The organism is Kribbella sp. NPDC050820 (assembly GCF_040653975.1).
Lineage (GTDB): Bacteria > Actinomycetota > Actinomycetes > Propionibacteriales > Kribbellaceae > Kribbella.
In genome coordinates, this window is record NZ_JBFAHB010000163.1 from 1 (window position 1) to 2,239 (window position 2,239).

The window sequence follows — 2,239 nt, forward strand, 5'->3', positions numbered from 1 at the left end:
CCCGCTTCCTCCTGACCTCGCCTGAGGCCAGCGTCTCGGAAAGGGGTCAGATTTCAGTTGCCGTCTGGGGGTCAGTTTTCACGTGCCGTCGACAGGTGCCGCCAGGGCAAGTCTGCTGAAGCTGTGGCCTACGTTGCTGATGCAGCAGCTATTCAGGTCAGAGCATGATGTGCCCTGGACGGGATTCGAACCCGTACACCTTTCGGCTTTGAGTTTGATCAGGCGCTACTGCTGCAACTACGCCGATTAGGGCGTGTCTCCTAAATGGTGGCTGGTTGGTCGGTGATGCTGGTGGGATGTCGCGTGTGGCTGTGTTGAGCGATGCTCAGTGGGCGAGGGGTCGAGCCGTTGCTGCCGTCGTCGGATGGTCAGCGGGGGCGGCCGTTTCGTGATCATCGGCAGGTGGTCGAGGGCATCGTGTTCCGTTTCCGTACCGGGATTCCGTGGCGGGATTTGCCGGCGGCGTTCGGTCCGTGGCAGACGGTCTGGAAGCGGCACCGCAGGTTCAGCGCCGACGGCACCTGGGACCGGATCCACGCGCGGTTGCTGGCCGAGGCGGACGCTATGGGCGAGGTGGACTGGGACGTGTCGGTGGACTCGACGATCAATCGCGCGCATCAGCACGCGACGAACCTGCCGCGCGATGGTGCCGGCACAGGGGGAACGATCGAACTACAAGAATCCGCGCGGTGAACCCCCTGATCATGCGATCGGGCGGTCACGCGGTGGCCTGAGCACGAAGATCCACCACGCCAGCGACGGCAAGGGCCGGCCGCTGGCGATCCTCGTCGGCCCCGGCCAGGGCCATGACTCACCGATGTTTGCCTACCTGCTCGCCGCGATCGCGGTCCCACGGATCGGGCCGGGCAGGGCACGCACCCGACCCGACCGCGTCCTCGGCGACAAGGCGTACTCCTCCCGCGCGAACCGTGCACTGCTCCGCGCGCGTGGAGTCGTCGCGGTCATCCCCGAACCCTCCGACCAGCAAACCCACCGCCAACGCCGCGGCCGCCGCGGCGGCCGACCGGTCCGCTTCGACGCCGAGACCTACAAGGGCCGCAACGTCGTCGAGCGATCCTTCAACATCCTCAAGCAATGGCGCGGCCTGTCCACCCGCTACGACAAACTCGCCCTCACCTACCGCGGAGGAGCCGTCCTATGCGCAATCATCGCCTGGCTACGCCAGTAAGGAGACACGCCCTAGTCGAGTCACTGGCGACAACGGCCAGCCTGGCCGTACAGTCTGCGCTGTGTCGAAGCGCATTCTCGCGTTCCTGGGTGGGGTGGTTCTCGCTACAGGCCTGGGTGCAACAGCAGTCACGGGCGACGATCCTCTCGTTCTCGCGTTCGCGGCGGCCATAGCCTTCGTCTCAGCGGGTCATGTCATGCCTGCGCGAGGCTTGATGCCACTGATCGCACGCCGGCAGCCAGTGCGAACGGCCGCTGCCAGCAGAGCATTCGTGTTCGCCTTCTTGGGCATCGCGCTGGTGTGGGCGAGCATCACCGCGCTCGACACAACACTGCCTTCTCTACGCGTAGTCGGTTGGGGGGCGTTGGCGTGCTTCATCGCCACCGGCGCAGTCATCGTGGCGACATATCGTTTCGCCGAAGAGCTAGCCGCCGGACGCGCCGAAGAGCCACGATCCTGAGCAGTGCCGACCAGCAAGGTATGAGCTTGGCCATCCTTGGGTTGGGAGCTGTTCGCCTCCGTCCGCAGAGTCTTTGCTTTTAACGCGATTGGTTTGTCGCGAGTGATATCTGCTGGTGAGAGCCGGCTGTGCCCGGGACGGGATTCGAACCCGGATGCCTTTCGGCCGCGGGGTTCAAGTTCGACCTGAGCCCATCCTCGACCGTTCAGGATCGTCCGTGGGGGTCGCCGCCAGGGCGGTACCCCTCCGACTACTGGTGCACGGGGGTGATCTGCAACCGCTACTGCAACCAGGCCCTCGCTGCGACTCGGCGCAAGGACGTCAGCACAGACCGCCCAAGCGCGAACACCGGTCGCCTGGTGGCGTAGTCGGGCGATCCTCGTTGGCCCGCCTGCCGTGCTCCGTTTCTGCACGCGTCATGGCCTCGAGCGGACCACCTTTTCATGGGGGCCCTCTAGGGTTGGCGTTCGACAGCTCGCTACGAATTCCTGGAAACTGTCAACGGCAGCCGAAAACTGACCAGCTTGCGGCAACTGAATGTTGACCATCTTCTGGTTCATGGTTCGTCGGTCGGGGCGGTGGGGACGCGG

General features: G+C 65.0%; 1 protein-coding gene and 1 pseudogene. Both read left to right on the forward strand.

All coding sequences use genetic code 11. From position 1 onward, the window contains the following. Positions 1-296: 296 nt before the first annotated feature. Positions 297-1,189 (forward strand): annotated as a pseudogene (locus AB0H36_RS47990) (IS5 family transposase). A 61-nt stretch (positions 1,190-1,250) separates the two neighbouring features. After that, positions 1,251-1,649, forward strand: coding sequence for a hypothetical protein (locus AB0H36_RS47995; protein ID WP_360539088.1), 399 nt, complete (start codon positions 1,251-1,253; stop codon positions 1,647-1,649). The last annotated feature ends 590 nt before the right edge of the window (positions 1,650-2,239 follow it).